At 71.9% G+C, this 23,800-nt stretch carries 16 protein-coding genes; 4 read left to right on the plus strand and 12 right to left on the minus strand.

Translation table 11 applies throughout. The features are described 5' to 3' along the window. The first annotated feature begins 19 nt into the window (after positions 1-19). A complete protein-coding gene (locus AC3IYJ_RS41950; protein WP_489403467.1) occupies positions 20-589 on the plus strand; it encodes a methylated-DNA--[protein]-cysteine S-methyltransferase in 570 nt (189 codons plus the stop codon). Positions 590-676: 87 nt separating this feature from the next. Here AC3IYJ_RS41950 and metF read toward each other — a convergent pair whose 3' ends face one another. The 8 genes from metF to AC3IYJ_RS41990 form a co-directional block, all read right to left on the minus strand. Next, positions 677-1,573, minus strand: a complete 897-nt coding sequence (gene metF / locus AC3IYJ_RS41955; RefSeq protein ID WP_489403468.1) for a methylenetetrahydrofolate reductase [NAD(P)H] — start codon at positions 1,571-1,573, stop codon at positions 677-679. Between the two features lie 13 nt (positions 1,574-1,586). Then, positions 1,587-5,072 (minus strand): methionine synthase, encoded by a 3,486-nt coding sequence (metH, locus tag AC3IYJ_RS41960; protein WP_489403469.1) that lies wholly within the window; start codon positions 5,070-5,072, stop codon positions 1,587-1,589. Next, a complete protein-coding gene (locus AC3IYJ_RS41965; protein ID WP_489403470.1) occupies positions 5,069-6,052 on the minus strand; it encodes a carbohydrate kinase family protein in 984 nt (327 codons plus the stop codon). The genes metH and AC3IYJ_RS41965 overlap by 4 nt, the downstream gene beginning before the upstream one ends. Positions 6,053-6,118: 66 nt before the next feature. Then, complete coding sequence (metK, locus tag AC3IYJ_RS41970) at positions 6,119-7,327, minus strand: methionine adenosyltransferase (protein WP_489403471.1); 1,209 nt, start codon at positions 7,325-7,327, stop codon at positions 6,119-6,121. Position 7,328: 1 nt separating this feature from the next. Beyond that, the gene (locus AC3IYJ_RS41975) at positions 7,329-8,801 is read right to left on the minus strand and encodes a nitrosuccinate lyase (protein WP_489403472.1); all 1,473 of its coding nucleotides are present in this window, start codon (positions 8,799-8,801) and stop codon (positions 7,329-7,331) included. Further along, positions 8,798-10,864: an FAD/NAD(P)-binding protein gene (locus tag AC3IYJ_RS41980; RefSeq protein ID WP_489403473.1), complete on the minus strand. Its 2,067-nt coding sequence runs from the start codon at positions 10,862-10,864 to the stop codon at positions 8,798-8,800. Before AC3IYJ_RS41980 ends, AC3IYJ_RS41975 begins: the two co-directional genes overlap by 4 nt. Positions 10,865-10,913: 49 nt before the next feature. Further along, positions 10,914-11,936: a methyltransferase gene (locus AC3IYJ_RS41985; protein ID WP_489403474.1), complete on the minus strand. Its 1,023-nt coding sequence runs from the start codon at positions 11,934-11,936 to the stop codon at positions 10,914-10,916. A 36-nt stretch (positions 11,937-11,972) separates the two neighbouring features. After that, positions 11,973-13,772 carry a class I adenylate-forming enzyme family protein gene (locus AC3IYJ_RS41990; RefSeq protein ID WP_489403475.1) on the minus strand — a complete coding sequence of 600 codons (1,800 nt, stop codon included), beginning with the start codon at positions 13,770-13,772 and terminating at the stop codon, positions 11,973-11,975. Positions 13,773-13,998: 226 nt separating this feature from the next. Here AC3IYJ_RS41990 and AC3IYJ_RS41995 point away from each other — a divergent pair, with 226 nt between their 5' ends. Both AC3IYJ_RS41995 and AC3IYJ_RS42000 read left to right on the plus strand, forming a co-directional pair. After that, positions 13,999-15,714, plus strand: coding sequence for an FAD-dependent monooxygenase (locus AC3IYJ_RS41995; protein ID WP_489403476.1), 1,716 nt, complete (start codon positions 13,999-14,001; stop codon positions 15,712-15,714). Positions 15,715-15,923: 209 nt separating this feature from the next. Continuing rightward, complete coding sequence (locus AC3IYJ_RS42000) at positions 15,924-16,793, plus strand: AfsR/SARP family transcriptional regulator (RefSeq protein ID WP_489403477.1); 870 nt, start codon at positions 15,924-15,926, stop codon at positions 16,791-16,793. Here AC3IYJ_RS42000 and AC3IYJ_RS42005 read toward each other — a convergent pair. Further along, a complete protein-coding gene (locus AC3IYJ_RS42005; RefSeq protein WP_489403478.1) occupies positions 16,733-18,223 on the minus strand; it encodes an MFS transporter in 1,491 nt (496 codons plus the stop codon). The genes AC3IYJ_RS42000 and AC3IYJ_RS42005 overlap by 61 nt on opposite strands. Positions 18,224-18,426: 203 nt before the next feature. Between AC3IYJ_RS42005 and AC3IYJ_RS42010 the strand changes: the two genes are divergently transcribed. After that, entirely contained in the window at positions 18,427-19,233 is an 807-nt protein-coding gene (locus tag AC3IYJ_RS42010) for an SDR family NAD(P)-dependent oxidoreductase (protein ID WP_489403479.1), read from the plus strand. A gap of 141 nt (positions 19,234-19,374) precedes the next feature. Here the strand turns inward: AC3IYJ_RS42010 and AC3IYJ_RS42015 are convergent, their stop codons facing one another. The 3 genes from AC3IYJ_RS42015 to AC3IYJ_RS42025 form a co-directional block, all read right to left on the minus strand. Further along, positions 19,375-20,022 (minus strand): cupin domain-containing protein, encoded by a 648-nt coding sequence (locus tag AC3IYJ_RS42015; protein ID WP_489403480.1) that lies wholly within the window; start codon positions 20,020-20,022, stop codon positions 19,375-19,377. Between the two features lie 141 nt (positions 20,023-20,163). Continuing rightward, a complete protein-coding gene (locus AC3IYJ_RS42020) occupies positions 20,164-21,846 on the minus strand; it encodes an FAD-binding oxidoreductase (protein ID WP_489403481.1) in 1,683 nt (560 codons plus the stop codon). 178 nt (positions 21,847-22,024) lie between these two features. Continuing rightward, entirely contained in the window at positions 22,025-23,719 is a 1,695-nt protein-coding gene (locus tag AC3IYJ_RS42025; protein ID WP_489403482.1) for an FAD-binding oxidoreductase, read from the minus strand. Positions 23,720-23,800 lie beyond the last annotated feature (81 nt).

Consider the following 23,800-nt stretch of genomic DNA (forward strand, 5'->3'; position numbering starts at 1 on the left):
GCGCCCAAGGAGTCCCAAGATGCCCAGTAACGCCCGTGCCAGTGCCGCCCCCGTGAGCGCCGGCGGCGCCTCGCCGGGCGTCGCGCGGACCAGCCACGCCACGGCCATCGGCGAGCTGAGGCTCGCCGCCACCGACGACGCGCTGGTGTACTGCGGATTCCAGGACCCCGACACCGTGGACCTGCGGATCGCGCGGGCCGGACTGACCCGGACGCCACCGGGAAAGCAGACGCCGCGCCAGACCGAGCTGCTCGCGGACGCCCGCACCCAGATCGACGAGTACCTCGCCGGCACGCGGCGCTCCTTCACGCTTCCGGTCGACCTGGTCCTGGCGACGCCCTTCAGCCGGCAGACCGTCCTGGCACTGGACGCGTTCGTCCCCTACGGCCGCACCGCGACCTACGCGGAGCTGGCCGGGGCGCTCTCCCGCCCCCGGGCGGCGCGGGCGGTCGGCACGGCACTGGGAGCGAACCCCCTGTGCGTCGTCCTGCCCTGCCACCGCATCGTCGCGTCCGCCGGAGGCCTGGCCGGATACGCCGGCGGGGTCGAGGCCAAGCAGTACCTCCTCGACCTGGAGGAATCCGCCTGACCGCCCCGCCCCCGGCGACTGCCCCGGAGACCGCCCCGAAGACCGGGGCGCCAGGTTCCGTTCCCCCGCGATCTGGCGCCCCATTCCCTACCTCCGCAGGTTGAGGTTCCGGTGGATGTCCAGGGTCGCGCTGGACTTGTTGAGGGTGATGTAGTGCAGCCCCGGGGCGCCTTCGGCGAGCAGCCGTTCGGCCATGGCGGTCGCGTAGGCGACGCCGATGCGGTGTCCCTCGGCGGGGTTGTCCTTGGCCGCTTCGAGCCTGCGCCCGAGCGCCTCGGGGAAGCGGGCGTCGCTGAGCTCGGCGAAGCGTCGGATCTGACGGAAATCGGTCGCCGGCATGATCTCCGGGATGATCGGAGTCACGCAGCCGATGGCGGCGAGCCGGTCGCGCAGCCGCAGGTAGTCCTCCACGTGGAAGAACATCTGGGTGATGGCGTAGTCCGCGCCGGCCCGGCACTTGGCGGCGAAGTGGTGGATGTCGTCGGTCCAGGCGCGCGAGCGGGGGTGCCGTTCCGGGAAGGCCGCCACACCCACGGTGAAGTCACCCAACTGCTTGATCAGGGTGACGAGTTCGTGGGCGTGGTGGAGCCCCTGGGGGTGCGGGGTCCACTGGCCCTTGGGGTCCCCGGGCGGGTCGCCTCGCAGGGCGAGGACGTCACGGATCCCGGCGTCGGCGTACTGCCCGATGATGTGGCGCAGCTCGGTGACCGAGTGCCCGACCGCGGTGAGGTGGGCCACGGGGCGCAGCGTGGTCTCGGCGGCGATCCGCTTGGTCACCTCGACGGTGCGCTCGCGGGAGGAGCCGCCGGCCCCGTAGGTCACGGACACGAAGGACGGGGCGAACTGCTCGATCCGGCGGATGGCCGCCCAGAGCGTCCGCTCGCCTGCGTCGGTCTTCGGCGGGAAGAACTCGAACGAGAAGCTCCTGCGGCCCTGGGCGAGGAGTTCGCGCACGCCGGGGGCGACGGCTGAGGCAACTGCCATGGTCAAACTCCGTTTAACGTGCGTTGAAGTACTTGGCTTCGGGGTGGTGGATCACGATGGCGTCGGTGGACTGCTCGGGGTGGAGCTGGAATTCCTCGGAGAGGTGGACGCCGATGCGTTCGGGCTGGAGGAGGTCGGCGATCTTCGCCCGGTCCTCGAGGTCGGGGCAGGCGCCGTAGCCGAGGGAGAAGCGGGCGCCCCGGTATTTGAGGTCGAACATGTCCTCGACCTGGGCGGGGTCCTCGCCGCCGAATCCGAGTTCCGCGCGGACGCGGGCGTGCCAGTACTCGGCCATGGCCTCGGCGAGCTGGACGGACAGGCCGTGGAGTTCGAGGTAGTCGCGGTAGGAGTCGGACGCGAAGAGCTTGGCCGTGGCCTCGCCGATCTTCGATCCGACGGTGACCACCTGCAGACCGACCACGTCGATCTCGCCGGACTCCTCCGGGCGGAAGAAGTCCGCCAGGCACAGACGACGGCCCCGGCGCTGACGCGGGAAGGTGAAACGGGTCCGCTCGTTGCCCGTCTCGTCGAGGATGATCAGGTCCTCGCCCTTGGAGACGCAGGGGAAGTAGCCGTAGACGACGGCGGCCTCGAGGAGGTTCTCGGTGTGCAGCTTGTCGAGGAGTCCGCGCAGACGCGGCCGGCCCTCGGACTCGACGAGCTCCTCGTACGTGGCTCCGCCGGCGCGGGCCTGCTTGAGACCCCACTGGCCCTTGAACAGGGCGCCCTCGTCCAGCCAGGACGCGTAGTCCTTGAGCGGGATGCCCTTGACGACCCGGGTGCCCCAGAACGGGGGCGTGGGGATGGGGTTGTCTATGGCGGTGTCGGAGCGCCCGCCGGGCTCCTCGGCCTCTTCGATTTCGAGGACGGGAGCGGCCCGCTTGGCCACGCGCCGCTGCTTGAGGGGCGGGAGTTCGACGCCGGGGACGCCGCGTTTCACGCCCATCAGGGCGTCCATGAGGCGCAGGCCCTCGAAGGCGTCGCGGGCGTAGCGGACTTCGCCCTCGTAGATTTCGTGGAGGTCCTGTTCGACGTAGGCGCGGGTGAGGGCGGCGCCGCCGAGGATGACCGGGTAGTCGGCCGCCAGCTTGCGCTGGTTGAGCTCCTCCAGGTTCTCCTTCATGATCACCGTGGACTTCACCAGGAGACCCGACATCCCGATCACATCGGCCTTGTGCTCCTGCGCGGCTTCGAGGATCGCGGAGACCGGCTGCTTGATGCCGATGTTGACCACGTTGTAGCCGTTGTTCGTCAGGATGATGTCGACGAGGTTCTTGCCGATGTCGTGCACGTCGCCACGGACCGTGGCCAGCACGATCGTGCCCTTCCCGTCCGCGTCCGACTTCTCCATGTGCGGCTCGAGGTACGCCACGGCGTTCTTCATGACCTCCGCCGACTGGAGGACGAAGGGGAGCTGCATCTGGCCGGAGCCGAAGAGCTCGCCGACGACCTTCATCCCCTCCAGCAGGGTGTCGTTGACGATCGCCAGGGCAGGGCGTGTGGCGAGGGCCTCGTCGAGGTCCGTCTCGAGGCCGTTCTTCTCGCCGTCGATGATGCGGCGCTGCAAACGCTCGTCCAGCGGGAGCGCGAGCAGCTCCTCGGCGCGGCCGGCCTGCATCGACTTGGTGTTGACGCCCTCGAAGAGGGCCATGAGCTTTTGCAGCGGGTCGTAGCCTTCGCTGCGGCGGTCGTAGATCAGGTCGAGGGCGGTGCCGACCTGCTCGTCGTCGAAGCGCGCGATCGGCAGGATCTTCGAGGCGTGCACGATCGCCGAGTCCAGACCCGCCTTGACGCACTCGTCGAGGAAGACCGAGTTCAGCAGCACACGGGCGGCGGGGTTCAGACCGAAGGAGATGTTCGACAGACCCAGCGTCGTCTGGACGTCCGGGTGGCGGCGCTTGAGCTCGCGGATCGACTCGATCGTCGCGATGCCGTCCTTGCGGGACTCCTCCTGACCCGTGCAGATCGTGAACGTGAGCGTGTCGATGAGGATGTCCGACTCCCGGATCCCCCAATTGCCCGTCAGGTCCTCGATCAGCCGCTCGGCGATGGCGACCTTGTGTTCAACCGACCGGGCCTGGCCCTCCTCGTCGATGGTCAGCGCGATCAGCGCCGCACCGTGCTCCCGGGCCAGGGTCGTGACCTTCGCGAAGCGGGACTCCGGGCCGTCACCGTCCTCGTAGTTCACCGAGTTGATGACCGCACGGCCACCGATCTTCTCCAGACCCGCCTGGAGAACGGGAACCTCGGTGGAGTCGAGAACGATCGGCAGGGTGGACGCGGTCGCGAAACGCCCGGCGAGCTCCTGCATGTCCGCGACACCGTCACGGCCGACGTAGTCCACGCACAGGTCGAGCATGTGCGCACCCTCGCGGATCTGGTCACGGACCATCTCCACACAGTCGTCCCAGCGCGCCTCCAGCATCGCGTCACGGAACTTCTTCGACCCGTTCGCGTTCGTCCGCTCACCGATCGCCATGTACGAGATGTCCTGCCGGAACGGCACCGTCTGATACAGCGAGGACGCACCCGGCTCCGGCTGAGGCGAGCGTTCGGTGGTGGCCGTTCCCCGCACCCGCTCCACGACCTGGCGCAGGTGCTCCGGCGTGGTGCCGCAGCAGCCGCCGACCAGCGAGAGGCCGTACTCGCGGACGAAGGTCTCCTGGGCGTCCGCCAGTTCGGACGCCGTCAGGGGGTAGTGGGCGCCGTTCTTGCCCAGGACCGGCAGGCCGGCGTTGGGCATGCAGGACAGCGGGATGCGCGAGTTGCGCGCCAGGTAGCGCAGGTGCTCGCTCATCTCGGCCGGGCCGGTCGCGCAGTTCAGACCGATCATGTCGATGCCCAGCGGCTCCAGCGCCGTCAGCGCCGCACCGATCTCCGAACCCAGCAGCATCGTGCCGGTCGTCTCCACCGTCACCGAACAGATCAACGGAACCGAGACACCGAGGGCCTCCATCGCCCGCCGGGCACCCACGATCGCGGACTTCGTCTGGAGCAGATCCTGCGTGGTCTCCACCAGGAGTGCGTCCGCGCCGCCGGACAGCAGGCCCTCCGCATTCGTCTGATAGGCGTCGCGGATGGTCCCGTAGCCGATGTGGCCGAGCGTCGGCAGCTTCGTACCCGGACCCATCGAACCCAGGACCCAGCGCTGCTGCCCCGTGGAAGCAGTGAACTCGTCCGCGACCTCGCGGGCGATCCGGGCGCCGGCCTGCGAGAGCTCGTAATTCCGCTCCGCGATCTCGTATTCCGCCAGCGCCGCGTAATTGGTGCCGAAGGTATTCGTCTCGACGCAGTCGACCCCGGCCCCGAAGTACTCGCGGTGCACATTGGCCACGATGTCGGGACGGGTGACGTTGAGGATCTCGTTGCAGCCCTCCAGCTGCTGGAAGTCCTCCATCGACGGATCCTGCGCCTGGAGCATGGTTCCCATCGCGCCGTCCGCGACCACCACCCGTGTCGCCAGTGCCTGCCGCAGTGCTTCGATCCGGGCGGTGCTCATGTCGTGGACCCCTGGAGCTGCCGCTCCACGTCTCGGGCCGCGTCGGGGCCGTAGGCGTTCTCGATGCGTTGGGTGAGGTCCGTCGCGGAGAGTTTGTACTCCTGGGTGCCCACCGATTCCAGGACGACCGTGGCGATCGCGCAGCCCAGTTGCGCGGACCGTTCGGGGGTCCACCCCCAGGAGACGCCCGCCAGGAACCCCGAGCGGAAGGCGTCGCCGGCCCCGGTCGGGTCGGCGATGGACGTGGCCGGGACGGAGGGGATCAGCTGCGGGGCCTCGCCGGAGCGCGCGATCCGCGCGCCCTCCGGGCCCAGGGTGGTGATCCAGCTGCCGACCCGGCCGAGGACCTCCTCCTCGCTCCAGCCGGTGAGCTGCTGGAGCAGGGCGGCCTCGTACTCGTTGGTGAACAGGAACCGGGCCCCGTCCACGAGCCGCCGGGCCTCCTCGCCCGTGAGACGGGCGAGTTGCTGGGACGGGTCGGCGGCGAAGGGGATGCCCAGCGCGCGGCACTCCCCGGTGTGCCGGAGCATCGCGGCGGGGTCGTTGGGGGCGACGACCACGAGGTCCAGCGGGCGGTCCGCCGTCGCGGGGACCAGGGAGATCTCCCTGGCCGCGGACATCGCTCCGGCGTAGAACGTGGCGATCTGGTTCTGGTCGGAGTCCGTGGTGCACACGAACCGTGCCGTGTGGAGGGTCGCGCTGACCAGGACCAGGGTGGTGTCCACGCCGTGTGCGTGCAGCCACTCGCGGTACTCCGCGAAGTCCGCGCCCACGGCCCCGGCCAGCAGCGGCCGTACGCCGAGCCGGCCGAGGCCCAAGGCGATGTTGGCGCCGACGCCACCGCGCCGGATCTCCAGTTCGTCGGCGAGGAACGACAGCGACACCCGGTCCAGTTGGCCCGGGATCAGCTGGTCGGCGAATCGCCCTGGGTAGACCATCAGGTGGTCGACGGCGATGGAGCCAGTGACGGCGATGCGCACGGATTTCTCCTTGGGGCCTTCGGCGGTCGCGGGGCGCGAGTGGGGGTGGGGATGCGGTGGCCGGGGCTACAGGCCCGCGGCCACGCGCAGCCGTGCGGCGCGGTCGGTGCGTTCCCAGGTGAAGTCGGGGAGTTCGCGGCCGAAGTGGCCGTAGGCGGCGGTCTGGGCGTAGATCGGGCGCAGCAGGTCGAGGTCGCGGATGATGGCGGCCGGGCGGAGGTCGAAGACCTCGCCGATCGCGTCCTCGATGACGTCGGTGGGCACGGTGTGCGTGCCGAAGGTCTCCACGAAGAGGCCTACGGGTTCGGCCTTGCCGATCGCGTAGGCGACCTGGACCTCGCAGCGCGAGGCGAGCCCGGCGGCGACGACGTTCTTGGCGACCCAGCGCATGGCGTACGCGGCGGAACGGTCGACCTTGGACGGGTCCTTGCCCGAGAAGGCGCCGCCACCGTGACGGGCCATGCCGCCGTACGTGTCGATGATGATCTTGCGGCCGGTCAGGCCCGCGTCACCCATCGGGCCACCGATCTCGAAGCGCCCGGTCGGGTTCACCAGCAGCCGGTAGCCCTCGGTCTCCAGCTTGATGCCCTCGGCGGCGAGGTGCGCCAGTACGTGTTCGACGACGCTGCGCCTGACGTCGGGGATGAGCAGTCCGTCCAGGCTGACGTCGGTGGCGTGCTGGGTGGAGACGACCACGGTGTCGAGGCGGACCGGCTTGTCGCCGTCGTACTCGATGGTGACCTGGGTCTTCCCGTCGGGGCGAAGGTACGGGATCGTCCCGTCCTTGCGGACCTCCGAGAGGCGGCGGGAGAGCCGGTGCGCGAGGTGGATCGGGAGCGGCATCAGCTCGGGGGTCTCGTCGCACGCGTAGCCGAACATCAGGCCCTGGTCGCCCGCGCCCTGCTTGTCGAGTTCGTCCTCGTCGCCTTCGACCCGGCTCTCGTACGCGGTGTCCACGCCCTGCGCGATGTCCGGGGACTGCGCCCCGATCGACACCGACACACCGCACGAGGCACCGTCGAAGCCCTTGACCGAGGAGTCGTAGCCGATCTCCAGGATCTTCTGGCGCACGAGCTGCGCGATGGGCACGTAGGCCTTCGTCGTCACCTCGCCCGCGATGTGCACGAGGCCGGTGGTGATGAGGGTTTCCACGGCCACGCGCGAGGTCGGGTCGGAGGCGAGGAGTGCGTCCAGGATCGTGTCGCTGATCTGGTCGGCGATCTTGTCGGGGTGACCTTCGGTCACTGACTCGGAGGTGAACAGACGGCGGGACATGTCACTCCTGGGGAAGGGTGCGGGCGTGCGGACGGGGGTGTGGGCCGGCGTGCGGGCCGGAGTCCGGGCGCAGGGCCCGGTCGACGAGGAGCCCGGCGGCTCCGGTGTAGGCGGCGGGATCGAGCAGCGCGGCCAGTTCCGCGTCGCCGAGGTGGGCACGGACCTCCGGGAGGGCGGCGAGTACGGAGTACAGCGGGCTGCCCTCCCGGTCGGCGGTCAGCGAGGCCTCGGTGAGCAGCTCCTTGGCCCGGGTCCGGCCCAGCAGCGGGGCCAGCACCACCGCGACCCGCTCGGAGACGACCTGGCTGCCGGTGAGCCCGAGGTTGTCCCGCATCCGGTCCGGGGCGACGACCAGCCCTTCGGAGAGTTCCACGGCGGTGTGCGCGGCGCCGCCGGCCAGCCGAAGGCACTCGCGGAGCAGGGCCCATTCGGCGTGCCAGACCCCGGCGGAGCGTTCGTCCTCGGTGACCAGGCACTGGGTCAGCGCGCCCGCGAGGGCCGGGACCTGGAGGGCTGCGGAGCGGATCAGGGTGCTGAGCACCGGGTTGCGCTTGTGCGGCATGGCGGAGGAGCCGCCGCGCCCGGCCGCGGCGGGCTCGGTGACCTCCCCGACCTCGGTGCGGGTCAGCGCCTGGACGTCGACCGCGATCTTGCCGAGGGCTCCGGTGGTGAATGCGAGGGCCGCGGCGAGGTCGGCGAGGGGGCTGCGCAGGGCGTGCCAGGGCAGGACGGGGCGTGCCAGCCCGGTCTCTTCGGCGAAGGCGTCGATCAGCCGGTCGGGGTAGGTGTCGGGGTCGGCGCCGGCCAGGGCCGCGTACTCCACGTACCCGGCCAGCGTTCCGGCGGCCCCGCCGAGCGAGACCGGCAGGGTGTCCTCCAGCGAGGCCAGCCGCCGGTCGGCCTGGAGCACCAGCTCGCGCCAACCGGCGGCCTTGAGCCCGAAGGTGGTGGGCACGGCGTGCAGGGCCAGGGTGCGCCCCGCCATGGCGGTGTCGCGGTGGAGCGCGGCCAGCGCGGTTAGGGCCTCGGCCGACCGGCGCAGGTCGGCCCGGATCAGGCGCAGGGCCCGCCGGGCGACCAGCATGGCTCCGGTGTCGAAGATGTCCTGGCTGGTGGAACCGCGGTGCACGTACTCGGCGGCCGCCGGGTCGCTGCGCGCCACCCGCAGCCCGAGTTCCCGTACGAGCCCCACCACGGGGTTCGCCGTTTCCCGGGAGGCGAGCGCCAGGGCCCGGACGTCGAAGGCCGCGGCGTCGGCGGCCGCCGTGATGGCCTTGGCCGCGGAGTCGGGCAGTGTGCCCAGAGCCGCCTGGGCGCGGGCCAGGGCCGCCTCCGCGTCGAGCATGGCCTGGAGCCAGGCCCCGTCGGCTACGGCCGCTTCGACGGGGGTGCCCGCGCGGACGGGGGAGAGCAGACCGGTGTCGGCTCCGGGTGCGGCTCCGGGCCCGGGTGCGGAAGCCGGTGCGGCCGTCATATCGCCACCTCCGAGAAGTCGGCCCCGTCGAGGTCGATCTCGTCGAACCTGTCGTCGGCCTCGCCGCGGTCCGGCCCCGCGGCCGGGAGCAGTTCCAGCACCGCCCGCGCGATCGCGTCGGAGTCGCCCAGGGTCACCGAGTTGACCCCCGGCCTGATGCCCGCGGCCGTCACCCAGTGCACGGCTTCGGTGGGCACCCCGTAGGCGAACCGGCGCGGATGGGCGCGCCCGCCCGAGTCGAGCACCCGGTACGGGCGCTCGGTGACGGAGAGCCCGCCCGTCTCGTAACTCGACCCGCAGGTACCGGCGATGCGGTACGGGGTGATCTGCCCGGTCGTCAGCAGGTGCGCCAGCAGCGGATCCGCGGTGCGCCGTACGTCCGGCTCCGGAAGCCGGGCCTCGATCAGGACGCGGGCGCGCACCGGCTCCCCGCCCACCCGGTCGGAGGTGGCCTGGAACTCGGGGGTTTGCCCGCGCTCGGCGGCGATCCGCACCCGCATGCCCGGACCGACGAGGGAGACGACCCCGGCTTCCACCAGGGCGATGAGCTCCTCGATGCGCGAGGCGGGCGGGCCGATCGAGAGGAACGCGTTGAGCGGGGTGTACCAGCCCTGCAATTCGTCCCGGTAGGAGTTGCCCTCCAGCCGGCCGTGGTCCACCACCAGCCTGATCTCGTTGCGCAGGTCGCGCAGGACGTCCAGGGCCGATTTCAGCGGGCCGCTGACGTTGCCGGCGCGGGCCTCGCGCACGTCCGAGGCCAGGTGGTCCAGCAGCCAGCCGTGGAAGTCGTCCCGGTCGGTGAACACCCGCCGCCCGTAGGGCAGGGAGATCTCCTCCCAGTCCCAGCGGTCGGCCGCGGCGATGCCGTACTCGTCCAGGAGCTTGTGCTCGTCCTCGCCCGCCGGGACGGCCAGGTAGCGGTCGACGAGGGCGGCGCGCTCGGCGTCCCGGCCGGCGGCGGTCAGCAGCGTCCCGTAGTAGACGCTCTCCACCTCCTTGGCGATCAGCGGCCACACGTCGGTGCCGAAGTGCACCCGCTCGCCGTCCACGGCCCGGCCCGCCAGCTCCGCGATCAGCTCCGGGGTGAGCAGCCGGGGCAGGTAACGCCCGTGGGCGCCCTTCTCGTTCTCGCCGCGCGCGTGGTACGGGATCCCGCGCCGGGAACCCGCGTACAGCTTCGGCTCGCGCCCCGAGGGGAGGTAGCGCAGGCGGTCCCCGGTGGACCCGGTCCGTTCGAAACGGCCGCCGCGGCCGACGGTGAGCAGGGCCATGTGGTCGAAGAAGTTGAGCCCCAGCCCGCGCAGCAGCACGGGCTCTCCCGGGACGGGGTACCGCAGCTCCACGTCGGCCGGATTGGCCGGCAGCACGTGCGTCAGCCCCAGGGACCGGGCCTCCTCGGAGGTCCGTGCCTCCTCCGCCGTGGGCTCGGCCGGTACGTGGCCCAGGGCGAGCACCACCGCGTCGAGCCCGGTGAGCACGGTCCCGTCGGCCAGCCGCAGGGTCTGGGGCCGGCCGGGTGCGCCACCGGGCGGGCCGTCGTCGAGGGAGGTGGCCCGGGTCCGGTGCACGTGGATGGTGACGTGCCCGGGCGCGCCCCGGACCACGCGGTCGAAGGTCTCCTCCAGGTAGCGGCCGTAGAGGGCGCGGCTGGGGTACGAGTCGGGGCCCAGCCGGCGCGCCTCGGCGAGGAAGGCGGTGCTCTCGGAGCCGATGCTCCCGGAGTCGGTGCTCCCGAAGTCGGAACTTCCGTAGCCCGAGCTCCCGGTCCGGGCGAGCGCCGAGGACCACTCGTAGAGGCTCGGTCCGTCCTCGACGGGTCCGTTCATCTCCACGCTGTCGTCGGTGTAGACCGTGACCTGCGAGGCCACGGTGTTCATGAGCAGCTGCCGCGACTGCGCGGTGCGCCAGACCCGGCCCGGGCCGGCCCGGAAGGGGTCGACCACGTGGACCGTCAGTGTGGAACGGGAGGGGGATTTGCGCTCGTTGGCGCAGATCCGCTCCAGCACCGACAGGCCGCGGGGCCCGGCACCGACTATGCAGACCGTGAGTTCCCCGCGGCTCATCCGGCTCCTCCGATACGGGTGGTGGTGGGCGGGGCGGGGACGCGCGTACTCACGCGACGGCCGCGACCAGCAGGCTGGTCTCAAGGGAGAGGGCGTGTACGGACTCCAGGCGCAGCCCGGCCGCGCCGAGGACGGTGCGGTACCCGGCGAGGTCGCGCTCGCGACCGCCCGCGGCCATCAGCAGGTGCAGGTCGTACAGGAGCGGCAGCAGCGTCTCCCCGTCGTCGGGAACGACCCGTTCGAGGATCAGCAGCCGGCCCGACTCGGGCAGGGCGGCGCGGATGTGGGACAGCAGGGCCGTGCACCGCTGGTCGTCCCAGTCCTGGAGGACCCGGGAGAGCAGGTAGACGTCCGCGCCCGCGGGCACGCCCTCGAAGAGGTCGCCCGCGCGGGCCTCGTAGCGGTCCGGGCCGATGGCCTCGTCGAGGTGCGTCCGGGCCACGGGCACCATGTGCGGCTGGTCGAAGAGGATGCCGCGCAGGTGCGGGTGGGCCCGCAGGACGGTGCCGAGCAACATGCCGCTGCCGCCCGCCACGTCGACGACCAGGCGGCAGCCCGTGAAGTCGAAGGCGTCGAGCACGTCGGGGAAGAAGACGTTCCCCGCGTTCATCGCCCGCTGGAACTTCGCACCGGCCTGCGGGTCGCGCAGGTACTCGTGCAGGGTCTTGCCGAAGGCGTGCTGGAATCCCGAGGTGCCGGTCCGCACGGCCGGTTCGACCGCGCCCCAGGCCCGGTGGAACTCCTCGCCGTAGATGCGGATCATGTCCCGCATGGACTGGGGCGAGTCCGCGCGCAGCAGCTCCCCGGCGGGGGTCAGCCGGTAGCCGCCGGTGTCCTCGCCGGGCCGGTCGCCGGGGGTCAGCTCGAAGACGTCCATCGCGGTCAGCAGGCGCATCAGGCGGCGGATGCCGTCGGCGCTGGCCTGCGTACGGGCGGCCAGGGCCTCGTCGGTGACGTTCCCGGCCGCCACGTGGTCGGCGAGGCCGAAGGCGACCGCCGCGTAGAGGGCCTGTGCCTGCCACGTTCCGGTGATGATGTCGACGACCCGGCGGACTGCTTTCTGGTCGGGCATGATCGGTCCTTTGTCGGTCAGCTGGCTGACGAGGGATCAGGCGGCGGACGGGCGCGCGGCCGGGCCGGCGGAAGGGTCGGCCGCCGGGCCCGCGGACCGCACGGCCTGGCGCTCGCCCGGCCGTTCTCCGGAGGAGGGGCCCGAGGCCGAGGCCTTGGCGACGGTCCTGCCCGCCGGTCCGCTCAGTACGTCGTGGTGGCGCTCGCGCAGGACGCGCTTGAGGACCTTTCCGGTAACCCCGACCGGGAGGTCCTCGCGCGCGGAGACGAGGATCAGGGCGTTGAGCCGGGCCAGGCCGGCGCCCTCCAGGGCCGTGTTGCACACGGACAGCAGGTCGGCTGCGCTGCGCTCGACCCCGTCGGCGTAGTAGACGACCGCGGCCGGGCAGTACGAGCCGGGCAGCTGCGGGTCGGCCACCGCCACCACCGCCGTGTCCAGGGCCCGGGTGGAGTTCAGCACGACCTCTTCGAGGGGCAGGCTGTGGACGTCCCCGGCCGCCGCCTTGATGACGTCGGGGGTGCGGTCCAGGTGGTACCAGTTGCCCTCGGTGTCCCTGCGGACGATGTCGCCGGTGAGGAAGTAGCCGCTGAGCAGCGACTCCTTGTTCAGCGCCGGGTCGTCCCAGTAGCCGGGGGTGACGCTGGGGGTGCGGACGCCGAGCATTCCGGCCTGCCCGGGCGGCAGTTCGCGGCCGTCCGCGCCGAGCACGGCGGCCTTGCGGACCACCTTCGCCGGGGTGCCGATGAACCGTCCGTAGTGCGTGCTCCGGGCGGTGTGGGCGGCCTTGAAGAGGACCATGCCCATCTCGGAGGAGCCGAGCCCGTCGAGGTAGACGGAGCCCTCGGCGTCGCCGGTCCCCGCACCGGACCCCGTACCGGACCCCGTACCGCTGTCGCCGAGGGCCACGAGCGGCCGGATGTGCCGTTCGTGGGAGGCGTCGCCCATGCCGTTCCAGGTGCGAACGCTCCGTGCGGCCTCCGGACGGATGGCGGTGGGGTCGATCTCGGCGAGGGTGAGCGGGAACCCCAGCACGATCGTGGGCCGGAACCCGTTGATCGCGCGGGCCACCCGGTCGCCGTCGGCGCCGTCCAGCACGAGGGTGGGGATGCCGAGCAGCAGGGCCATGGACAGGTAGCTGATGCCGGCCGAGTGGCTGTGCGGCAGCGCCGTGAGCAACCGGTCGCTGCGCAACGAGGGGAAGGTCCACAGCCGTTCGCGCTTGCCGATGAAGAAGGACCGGTGGTGGAAGACCGGGGCCTTGGGCCGGCCCGTGGTCCCCGAGGAGTGGGAGATCATCACCAGGTCGTCGGCGGCGTGCCGGTAGGGGTACGAGGCCGGCGGCGCGGGCGGTCGCACGGCGTCCGCGTCGAGGGCGTGGATGTCCTGGAGTTCGGGGGCGTTCGCGCGGGCCGCCTGCCAGGCCGAGGTGAGGTCCTTGAGCAGATCGCCGTCGCCCACGACGAGGGTGGTTCCGGTGCGCAGGAAGTACTCGGACGCGGTGCGGGGTTCCATCCGCGGATTGCAGTGGACCGCCGCCGCGCCCAGGCTGGTGACGGCGATGTGGTGCAGCAGGCCGAAGAGCCCGTGGCGGGTGTACAGGCCGACGTGGGAGGAGGGGGTCACGCCCTGCTCGCGGTACCAGTGCGCGTACCGGACGACGGTGCGGCGGATGTCGTTGAGGGACAGCCCGCGCAGCTCCCGGTCCTCCCAGCCCAGCAGCTCCGTGTCCGGGTGGAACAGCAGCGGCCGGTCCCGGTCACGGGATATCTCCCAGGCGTGCCAGAAGAAGTTTCCCGCGCCGAGTTCGCGGTCCGCGGTGAGGCGCAGGCGTTGCACAACGGATCGGTGCGTGCCAAAAAGAAACATGGAATACCTCACACTCCGCTGAGGGCTTCGGGAAGTCGGGCCCGGTCCGGCACCGAGTGTCCAGGTGGCATCTAAAGATCCTCTGGAGAGGAAATCCGCGTAATTCCCCAACAGGCCTTCCATTAATCCTTCAGAAGGGTTTGCGAGGATGCGGCGCGTCCCCTATTCGAAGTGACTCAGGCTGGAGGCCGGTTCGATGGACCGTCCCGCGCGTACGCAGGTCGCCATCGTGGGGGGCGGTCCTGTGGGACTGCTCCTCGCGCTCTTCCTCGACCGCCACGGAGTGGAGTCGGTCGTCTTCAACACCGGGGAATCGGTCCCGTCCGAGCCCCGGGGCAGCACGCACGGAGCCCGCACGATGGAGCACTACCGGCGGCTCGGCCTCGCCTCCCGGGTGCGGTCGCTCGGTCTGCCCGGCGATCACAGCGCCGGGATCTCCTTCTTCACCCGCTACGACGGCCACCTGCTCGCCGACCTCCCCTGGCCCGGCGCCGACGCCGTCCGCGCCGGGGTGGCGGCCTCGGAGCGGACCGACCAGCTGCCCGAACCGATGCACCGGGCCAACCAGATGTACGTCGAGCGGCTGCTGTGGGACCGGGCCCGGACCCGGCCGAACATCACCCTGCGCTACGGACACCGGGTCACCGGGATCGCCGAATCCGCGGGGACCACCGAGGCCGGCGGGTCCGCCGAGTCCGTCGGGACCCCCGCGGAAGCCGGCCACGTCACCCTCACCGAGCAGGGCCCGGACGGTGTCTCCCGCACCTGGCGGGCCGCCTTCGCGGTCGGCTGCGACGGCGGCCACAGCCTCGTACGGCGCTCGCTGGGCATCGCGTACACCGGTGAGGGCACCCTCGACCAGGACGTCCTGGGCCGCCGAGCCACGGCCGCGCACCTGCGCGTCCCGGGGCTGCGCGAGGGGTTCCTGCGCGAGCGGGCCGGCTGGAGCAACTGGGTCTTCAACCGCGATCTGGCCCTCAACCTGATCGCCCTCGACGGCGCCGACGAGTACTTCCTGCTGACCAGTTCCGCCGACCCCGACGACACGGACGACGAGGCGATCGCGGCCCTGGTCAGGCAGGCCGCGGGGGTCCCGCTGGAGGTGGAGGTCCTCAGCCGCCGCGCCTGGACCCCCGGCGCCGCCCTGGTCGCCGAGCGCTTCGGGGCGGGCCGGACCTGGCTGGCCGGGGACGCCGCGCACCTGTTCACGCCCAACGGCGGCTTCGGCATGAACACCGGGGTCGACGACGCCGCCAACCTCGCCTGGAAGCTGGCCGCCGCGGTCCAGGGCTGGGCGGGGCCCAGGCTGCTGCCCTCCTACGAGTCGGAGCGCCGCCCCGTGGCCCTGCGCAACACGGCCGCCGCGCGCGAACTGAACGTGGGCCTCGGGGCCATCGACCGGCCGGAGGCACTGGAGGCGGACACCGCCGAAGGGGCCGCGGCCCGGGAGAAGACGGGCGCGCGGCTCGCCGAGTACGGGCTGCTCACCCTGGCCACCACCGGAGTCCAGCTGGGCGCCCGTTACGACGCGTCACCGATCGTGGACGCGGCCGGGGACGTCCCGCCGCCCGACGACTTCACCTCGTACACCCCTTCCGGGGTCCCGGGCGGGCGCGCCCCGCACCTGTGGCTGGGCGACGGCCGGGGCGAGGGCGACTCCCTCTTCGACCGGTTCGGCGCAGGCTTCACCCTGCTGAGCCTGTGCGTGCTGCACCAGGACACCTCCGGCTTCGAGGCGGCGGCCCGCGCCGTCGGCGTCCCGCTCACCGTGGTCCGGGTCCAGGACCCCGCCGCGCGCGAGCTCTACGGGCGCGACCTGGTCCTCGTACGGCCGGACCAGCACGTGGCCTGGCGGGGCAACCGGCCGCCGCGGGACCCGGCCGAGCTGCTGGCGCGCGTCACCGGGCATTGACCGGGAGTTCCCTTTCCCTCCACTTCGCGATCACGGGCGGAGCCTCGTATTCCGATTCTCCGGAATGAGTGGGCCCCCGTACCCGATTTCCAAGTTGCCAAAGTGGTTCCCGAGTTCGCCGCCCGGTGGCGGATTATCGCTACGGTCGAAGGGTTCCTGGCCGGGTGAATATCCGTGGAGGGGTAATGCGTTTCTCTGTACTCGGGCCCATGTGCGTCACTGAAAACGTGGAGGACAGAACACCCAGCGCGCCCAAGCACCGTCAGATGCTGGCCCTCCTCCTGATGAACGCCAACCACGTGGTGTCGATGGCCCAGTTCGTCGAAGAGCTCTGGGAGTACAGCCCCCCGCCCAGCGCGGTCGCCGCCGTCCACACCTACGTCATGCAGCTGCGCCGGATCCTCCAGGGCCCCGGCCCCGCGACCGACACGGGCGCCTGCCGGCTCGTCACCCGCGACCAGGGCTACGTGCTCCACGTCCAGGACGGCGAACTCGACCTGCACGCCTACGAGCGCCAGGTCCGCGCCGGCCGGGCCGCCCTCGACGCGGGCAACCTGGAGGCGGGCGCCCGCCAGATCCGCACCGCCCACGCCCTGTGGAGCGGCCAGGGCCCCGTCGACGCACCGGCCGGCCCGCTGCTGCGGGCCGCCCTCGCGGCCATGGAACGGGACCGGCTGGAGGCCATGGTCCTGCGGTTCCGCGCCGAGCTGCGGCTGGGCCGCCACCACCAGCTCCTCGCCGAGCTCTGCGCCCTGGTCCACCAGGACCCCGCCAACGAGCAGCTCACCGGCCAGCTGATGCTGGCCCTGTACCGCTCGGGCCGACAGGCCGACGCACTGGCCGCGTTCCACCGGCTGCGCCGCACCCTGCGCGAGGAGCTCGGCACCTCCCCGGGCCGGGGCATCCACCGGCTCATCACCGACATCCTGTGCGGCCACCCCCGGCTGGAACCGCCCACCGAGGGCGAGCTGCGGCTGTCGCTGGACGCCGTGGTGCCGAGGCCCCGCCGGGCCGTCGCTCAGCCGCGCACCGGGACGGGCGGCTGGTCGGAGGCCAGGCCGGTGCTGCTGGGCGCGTAGTCGCCGGGTACGGCGGTGGCGGCCACGGCCGTCTCCCGCCGTACGGGGCCCAGCCCGAACCGGGCCGTGAGCGCGGCGCACGCCATCAGGGCGGCGCACACCCAGAACGCCCGTGCCACCCCCGAGGTCAGCGCGACCGGATCCACCGGACCGGAGCCCGTGCGACCGGCCGCGCCGTAGGCGCTCACGGCGAGCGCGAGCCCGAGGGCGGCGCCTATCTGCCCGGCGCACTGCACCACACCGGCGGCCGCCCCCACCGCGCACCGGCTCACCCCGGCCACGGCGGCCGTCTCGCAGGCCATCCAGAGGAACGGCAGCCCCGCGCCGACCAGGGTCAGCCCCGGCAGCAGCCCCGTCACGTACGAGGACGAGTGCGAGACCTGCGTCAGCAGCAACAGGCCCGCCCCGCTCAGGGCGCAGCCGGTCAGACAGGGGATCCGGGGGCCGAAACGGCCCAGCAGACGGCTGCACAGCCGCCCGACCAGGATCACCCCGCCCACCACCGGCAGCAGCGCGCAGCCCGCCCTCCAGGCGTCGTACCCGTGCACCTCCTGCATGTACACGCTGCCCAGGAACACCACGGGGCCGGTGGCCGCCGCGACGAACACGATGCCCAGCGCGCCCGCGGCCAGCGAGCGGTCCCGCAGCAGCACGGCCGGCAGCAGCGGTTCGGCGGCCCGTGCCTGCCTGCGCAGGAACAGCGCGGTCAGCAGTCCCGAGAGGGCGAACATCCCCCAGGTGCCGGCCCCCAGCCCCTGGTCCGCGGTGCCCACCAGTGCGTAGACCAGGGACAGCAGTGCGCCCACGAGGCTCAGCGCCCCCGGGACGTCGGGCGGACAGCTTCGCGGGCGCGCCTCGTCGGGGGGACAGAGACGGCGGGCGGCGACCAGCGCGGCGAGCGCGACGGGCACGTTGAGCAGGAAGGCCCAGCGCCACCCGAGCTGGCTGACCACCAGCCCGCCCACCATCACCCCCGCCACCGAGCCGACGCCCCCGCACGCCGCCCACAGGGCCAGCGCCCGGCGCCGCTCCGGCGCGCCCGCGACCGAGGTCAGCAGGATGCACATGGCCGCCGGCACCATCGCGGCGGCGGCCACCGCCTGACCGGCACGGGCCAGCAGCAGCACCGGCCCGTTGGGCGCCGCCCCGCACACCGCGGAGGCGGCCGCGAAGGCGGCCAGCGAGACGAGGAAGAGCCGCCGGGACCCGGCCCGGTCGCACAGCCGGCCGCCCAGCAGCTGGAGACCGCCGATCAGCAGGACGTACAGGTTGGTCACCCAGTGGGCGCCGGTCAGGCTCATGCCGAGGCCGTGCCGGATGTCGGGCAGGGCCAGGACGACGAGTCCGGCGTCGGCGTTCGCCAGCAGAGGGGCGAGGGACACCAGGATCACCACCGACCTGCGCGGAACGAGCTGCTCGGTCGAGGGCATGGGGGCTCCTGGGAAGCGGGGGAGGGATGTGTGGGTCAGAACCCCGCCGCCCGGTCCCCGGTTGCACCGGGGAGCCCGCGCGACCGGTGCCGTGCCACCCGTGCAACCCGATGGAAACCACCGGTGTTCAAAGGGTGAGAGCGCACGACAGAGCCTCCCCCTCCCTCCTGGGTGCGGGCCCCGATACACAGAGAAGGAAAACCATGGATCTCCAGCTTTCCGGCCGCGTCGCAGTGGTCACCGGTGCCTCGAAGGGCATCGGCCTGGCCGTCACCCGCTCGCTGCTCGAAGAGGGCGCGAAGGTCGTGGCGGTTTCCCGCAAGAACACCCCCGAGCTGGAGCAGCTCGCGGGTCCCGACCTGCTGCACGTCTCCGCGGACCTGATGGACCCGCAGGCCCCCGCGCAGATCATCGAGCGCGCCGTCGAGCACTTCGGCGGCCTCGACATCCTCGTCAACAACGCGGGCGGCCCCCCGCCCGGCGTCTCCATGCCGCGCACCGGCTTCTTCGACAGCAGCGACGAGCAGTGGCAGGCGATCTTCGAGTTCAACCTGTACTCGGCGGTCCGCGCGATCCGCGCCGCCATCCCCAAGCTCCTCGAGCGCGGCGGCGGCTCCATCATCAACGTCTCCACCGGCATGGCCCGTCAGCCCGCCCCCGTCAACGTCGAGTACTCGGCGGCCAAGGCCGGTCTGTCGAACCTCACCCAGTCGCTGTCCGAGGAGTTCGGCGGCCAGGGCATCCGCGTCAACACGGTCTCCCCGGGCGCGGTCCTGACCGCCTGGTGGACCGAGGAGGGCGGCGCGGCCGACATCATCGCCGGCATGGCGGGCGCCGACCGAGACAGCATCATGGAGTCCATCGCCCCGCAGATGATGGGCCAGGTCACCGGCCGCCTCGTCGCCCCGCAGGAGGTCGCGGACGCGATCCTGCTGCTGGCCTCGCCGCGCTCTGCCAGCACCACGGGCGCCGACTTCGCCGTCGACGCCGGCTTCGTCAAGACCTTCTGATCCGCCCTTTCGCACACACTCCCCACCCAGGACTCGCTCACCGAGCGAAAAGGACCCCGGCGGCCGTCAGGCCACCGGGGTCCTTCGTGCGTACGGGGTCCCGCGCGGGCGGTGCGGCCCGCGCGGGACCCCCGGGGCGGGTCAGCCGCGCCCGCTCGGCGCGCCCAGCCGGGCGGCGACCACGTCGGGCAGCTCCTCCGGCTCGGCCACCTCCAGCGGGCGCCGGTTCATGTAGTCGGGGTTGCAGGCCTGGTAGCCGAGCATCCGGGCCAGCGGCGCCAGGGCGCCGTTCACCAGGCGCTGGACGGGCCAGGGACGGTCCGTGAACCGCAGTACGTCGGAGAACTCGCGCATCGTCACCGCGTGCTGGAGCAGGCTCGGCCGGCCCTCGGCGTCGGTCTTGCCGTCCTGGGCGAGACCGAAGAGCTGGCGCAGGATCAGCTGCTCGAAGCGGTCGGCCCGGTTGACCAGCTCGACCACCGCGAAGGAGGTCTCCTCCTCAGTGTTGCCGAACCAGCGGTGCTCCGTGCCGGCCGGGACCGTGACGGTCTGCCCGAGCTCGTCGAGGATGATGTCGCGCCCGTCGACGTGCACCCGCAGACTGCCGCGGACCAGGGTGAAGATCTCCTCGCTGAACGGGTGCACGTGGTAGCCGGCGGCGAAGCCGCCCGGCTCCACGTAGAGGTCCATGACCGCGCGCTCGCCGCCGGTGTGCGCCGCGGGAGTCCGTATGACGATCTTCTCCCGGCACCGCGGGTTGTAGTAGACCTCGCCCGGGTGGACAGCCATGTCTCCTCCAGAGGGGAACGCTCGACCGGCCATCCGGTGAGCCGTGTTGTCCCCTCAGGCTGGCCCGGCGGGGCCACCGGACGCACCACCGGATTTTGCTCCGGCCTTCGGTGCGCCCGGCGGCTTCCGCGGGTGGGGGTCTCAGGCCTTCGGCAGTTCCACGGACTGGCTGTGGTGGAAGACGTTGCGCGGGTCGTACTTCTTCTTGACCTGCTGGAGCCGCGGGTAGTTCCCCTTGTAGTACAGGGTGGACCAGGGCACGCCCGAGGTGTTGTAGGCCGGGTCGTGCAGGTCGATGTCCGGGTAGTTGACGTAGCAGCCGTCCGTCACCGCGTTGATGACCGGGACGCCGCCGGTGTCCGCGTAGACGCCGTGGAAGAACTCGCGGATCCACTGGAGGGACTTGGGCTCGTCCGCCGGATCGGTCCACCAGATCATCCAGGCAGCCTTGTACGTGGCGTCGCGGTGCGGGGCCGCTGTGTCGCCGGAGGCGACCGCGTTGACCTTCCCGCCGAAGGAGCTGAGCAGCACCGAGGCGGTGGGGTTGACCAGGTCCTCGCGGGTGAGGTGGGTGTAGAAGGCGTCGATGTGCGAGTCCGGCATGGCCGTGCGGTAGTACGAGGACTTGAAGTCGCCCTTGAGGCTGGGGTCGTTCAGCGTCGGGTTGGTCGTCCCGAGGTACCGGGCGGCCTGCAGCCAGGGCATCCGCCGCGGCTTGGCCAGCTCCGGCATGGCCGACAGCTCGCCCATGTGGGTGGTCAGCGGCTGGTGGGGCACGTCCAGGCCCGCGGTGATCTCCGCGAGGAACCGGTTCAGTACCCCGTCCGCGTCGGGGATGGTCGCGTCCAGCTGGGTGATGAGGCCGATGTACCCGTTGGACTTGTGGTTCAGCGCCAGCATGGTGACCAGGTTGTCGTTCACACCGCCCGGCTTGAGGTTCCTGGTGTGCCAGTCCCCGTAGTTCTTGACCAGCCGCGCGAAGCGGTCCTTGGTCATCTCGGCCCACGGCCAGGAAACGGCGCTGAGCAGCACCTCGGCCGGCGGCTGCGGGAGCAGGCCGGACGGGTCGGTGCCCGTGGCACCCGGGGAGCGGAACCAGAAACGGGTGATGACGCCGAAGTTGCCGCCGCCGCCACCGGTGTGGGCCCACCACAGCTCGCGGTTCGGGTCGTCGGCCTCGCGGGTGGCCACGCGCACCCGGGCGGTGCCGTCGGCATCGACCGTCACGACCTCCACGGCGTACAGGTGGTCGACGACCAGCCCGAACTTGCGGCAGAGCAGGCCCCAGCCGCCGCCGCTGACGTGGCCGCCCGCGCCGACCTGGAAGCACATGCCGGCCGGGATGATCACGCCCCAGGTCCGGTACATCCGCTCGTAGACGTTGAGCAGCTGGGCGCCGGACTCCACGGCGATGGCGTTGCGGGCGGGGTCGTAGTAGACCTTGTTCATCCTGGACATGTCGAGGACCACGCGGACGTCCGGGTTGAAGACCCAGTCCTCCCAGCAGTGGCCGCCGCCGCGGACGGTGAGCCGCTTGCCGGCCGTCACCGCCTTCTGCACCACCTGCTGCACCTGCGCGGTGGTCTCGGCCAGGTAGACCGCGTCGGGCGAGCCGACCCAGCGCTGGTTCCAGCCCCGTACGAGGTCCGTGTACCGCTTGTCGGCCGGGGTGACCGTCGTGATGGGCCCCGCCGCCGAACCGGCGTCCTCGGCCGCCGCCGCGGATCCGGCCGCGACGGTTCCCGTGAGCAGTGCGGCACCTCCCGCCGCCGCGCTTCCCGCCAGGAACTTGCGCCGTCCCAAACCGCCGGTGTCCTGCACCATCGCCAAACCCCTCCGCCGTTCACGCCTTGACGCGAGCCACGCTAGAGATCGCGGCGGCGCGCGGCGCCCAGAGAATTGCGCTCGTTCTCGGGAGGCGCGGGCAGCGGCGCCGGCACGCGCCGCGGGCCGGGCCCGGAGGATCCGGACCCGGCCCGCGGGGTGGCCAGGGGCAGGCGCATCAGGCGCTGGGAAGCCGTACGGACTGGCTGTGGCGGAAGAAGTTCTTCGGGTCGTACTTCTTCTTCGCCTGCTGGAGCCGCGGGTAGTTGCCCTTGTAGTAGAGGTCGTGCCACGGCACCGCGGACCGGTTGCGCTGCGGGTCGTTCAGGTCGGCGTCCGGGTAGTTGATGTAGCACCCGTCCGTGACGGAGTTGGGTACGGGCACGCCGCCCGTCTCGGCGTACGTCTCCTCGTAGCTCTCCCGGGTCCAGGCGATGTGCTTGGCGTCCTCGGAGGCGTCGTTCCACAGCACGGACCAGAGGATCTTGAAGGCGGAGCCCCGGTGCGACACGGCGGTGTCGGTGTCGCCGAGCGCGGTGACCCGGCCGCCGTAGGGGGTCAGCTGGATGTTGACCTTCGGGTTGTCGATGGCCGTGCTGGTGAGGTGCTTGTACATGGTCTCGGCGTGGGCCCGGGGGAAGTTGGCCTTCATGTACGCCGACTTGTACTCGGCGCGCAGCGTCGGGTCGTTGAGCAGCGGGTTCGTGGTGCCGGCGAAGCGGGTGGCCTGGAGCCACGGCAACCGGCGGGGGGAGGCGAAGTGCGGCAGGGCCGACATCTCGCCCATCGGCTCGGTCAGGGCGCCCTGGGCCACGTTGATGCCCTGGCTCATGTAGGCGAGGTAGTCGTCCAGCATCTGCTGCGCGTTCGGCGCGTTCGCGTCGACCTGGGTGACCAGGCCGATCTGGCCGTTGGACCTGTGGTTGAGCAGCAGGAAGCTGGTCAGGAAGCGGGTCGGGCTGTTCGCGCCGAAGTTGGCCACGTGCCAGGACGCGTAGTTCTGTGTGAGCTGGACGAACTCGTCCTTGGTGAGGTCGCTCCACGCCCAGGAGACGGCGCTGAAGAGCACTTCCGCCGGGGGCTTGGGCAGCAACTGGCGCGGGTCGGTGCCGGTGGCCCCGGGGGAGCGGAAGAAGTAGCGCGTGACCACGCCGAAGTTGCCGCCGCCGCCACCGGTGTGCGCCCACCACAGCTCGCGGTGGGGGTCGCTGGTCTCGCGGGTGGCCACGATGGTTTTCACGCTGCCGTCGGCGGTCACGGTGACCACCTCGACGGCGTACAGGTGGTCGACGACCAGCCCGTTGCGGCGTACGAGCATGCCCCAGCCGCCGCCGGCGACGTGCCCGCCCATGCCGACGGAGTAGCAGATGCCCCCGGGTATGGTCACGCCCCAGGCGGAGTACAGCTTCTCGAACACGTCCAGCAGGGTGGCCCCGGACTCGACGGCGATCGCGTTCGTCCCGGAGTGGTAGTAGACGCCGTTCATCTTCGAGACGTCGAGCACGATCTGGGTCTCGGAGTTGTAGACGAAGTCCTCCAGGCAGTGGCCACCGCTGCGGATGGTGAGCCGCTTGCCGGCCTTCACCGCCTCGGTGACGATCGGGGCCACCTGGGCGGGGGCGTCGACGACCCGGACGGACTCCGGTCCGGCTATGTACCGGGCGTTCAGCGCCCGGACCATGTCCGGGTACTGCTGGTCGGCCGGGGTGACGGTGATCGCCCCGATCGAGGTCGTCTTCGCCGAGGTCTCCACCGGGGTGATGGGATCGTCCGCGAAGGCCGTCCCCTCCATGCCGAGGGCCGCGGCTCCGCCCGCGGCGGCCGCTCCGATGAGGAAGCGTCGTCTGTGCATCCCGGCTGGGTACTGCGCCATGGTCATACCTTCTCGAGTGCTCGGACCTCGGAGGCCTGGGGCCCGAGGCTGGTGGACGGTGCGGGGGCCCGCGGGCCCCGA

It is taken from the genome of Streptomyces sp. GL_140, from assembly GCF_057834465.1.

Bases quoted from the DNA above. Each gene is read 5' to 3' on its own strand.
- AC3IYJ_RS42005 (WP_489403478.1), bottom strand. From the start codon at position 18,223: ATGCCCTCGACCGAGCAGCTCGTTCCGCGCAGGTCGGTGGTGATCCTG.
- AC3IYJ_RS41980 (WP_489403473.1), bottom strand. From the start codon at position 10,864: ATGAGCCGCGGGGAACTCACGGTCTGCATAGTCGGTGCCGGGCCCCGC.
- AC3IYJ_RS42010 (WP_489403479.1), top strand. From the start codon at position 18,427: ATGGATCTCCAGCTTTCCGGCCGCGTCGCAGTGGTCACCGGTGCCTCG.
- AC3IYJ_RS41950 (WP_489403467.1), top strand. From the start codon at position 20: ATGCCCAGTAACGCCCGTGCCAGTGCCGCCCCCGTGAGCGCCGGCGGC.
- metK (WP_489403471.1), bottom strand. From the start codon at position 7,327: ATGTCCCGCCGTCTGTTCACCTCCGAGTCAGTGACCGAAGGTCACCCC.
- AC3IYJ_RS41975 (WP_489403472.1), bottom strand. From the start codon at position 8,801: ATGACGGCCGCACCGGCTTCCGCACCCGGGCCCGGAGCCGCACCCGGA.
- AC3IYJ_RS42015 (WP_489403480.1), bottom strand. From the start codon at position 20,022: ATGGCTGTCCACCCGGGCGAGGTCTACTACAACCCGCGGTGCCGGGAG.
- AC3IYJ_RS41985 (WP_489403474.1), bottom strand. From the start codon at position 11,936: ATGCCCGACCAGAAAGCAGTCCGCCGGGTCGTCGACATCATCACCGGA.
- metH (WP_489403469.1), bottom strand. From the start codon at position 5,072: ATGAGCACCGCCCGGATCGAAGCACTGCGGCAGGCACTGGCGACACGG.
- AC3IYJ_RS41995 (WP_489403476.1), top strand. From the start codon at position 13,999: ATGGACCGTCCCGCGCGTACGCAGGTCGCCATCGTGGGGGGCGGTCCT.
- AC3IYJ_RS42000 (WP_489403477.1), top strand. From the start codon at position 15,924: ATGTGCGTCACTGAAAACGTGGAGGACAGAACACCCAGCGCGCCCAAG.
- AC3IYJ_RS42020 (WP_489403481.1), bottom strand. From the start codon at position 21,846: ATGGTGCAGGACACCGGCGGTTTGGGACGGCGCAAGTTCCTGGCGGGA.
- metF (WP_489403468.1), bottom strand. From the start codon at position 1,573: ATGGCAGTTGCCTCAGCCGTCGCCCCCGGCGTGCGCGAACTCCTCGCC.
- AC3IYJ_RS42025 (WP_489403482.1), bottom strand. From the start codon at position 23,719: ATGGCGCAGTACCCAGCCGGGATGCACAGACGACGCTTCCTCATCGGA.